Here is a 468-nt window from a genome sequence, read left to right as displayed (position 1 = left end):
GGCGGAAACCACTGTCAACGTGGGGTGACGTATGGCCGTACAGATCGCTACCCCGGATTGGGGTTCTGCATATCCAAATACCGCAGAACAAGCCGCAATCCCCGCCGTTCCATACCTTCAATACAACGATGACCCGAACATTGCGGCATTTTTCGATGCCACGAACACGATGGCTCAGGAATACATTGATTGGTTTAACTCGATCAATCTTCCTGTCTACGCGGGGAATACCCAGCTTACCGGCGCGCTACTCGATTGGGTCCTGACCGGCCTATACAACATGCCGCGCCCCGTCCTGCCGTCGAATCTTTCGCAGTCAATCGGCACGTATAACAGTTTTGAGTTCGATACTGAACCGTATAACGACTATGTGCCGTCAGCGGTTAGCGAATCGTTCGCGACCACAGACGACGTGTACAAGCGCATCGCCACCTGGAATCTTTATACGGCTGACGGAACCGCGTTCAC

Annotated in this window: 1 pseudogene; it reads left to right on the top strand. The window is 53.6% G+C overall.

Going from position 1 to position 468, the window contains the following annotated elements:
* Positions 1-31: 31 nt before the first annotated feature.
* Positions 32-468 (top strand): annotated as a pseudogene (locus SB772_RS39145) (hypothetical protein); the annotation flags it as partial.

This window comes from Paraburkholderia sp. SIMBA_030, assembly GCF_046535245.1.
Lineage (GTDB): Bacteria > Pseudomonadota > Gammaproteobacteria > Burkholderiales > Burkholderiaceae > Paraburkholderia.
This window is presented reverse-complemented; position numbering and strand designations above follow the sequence as displayed.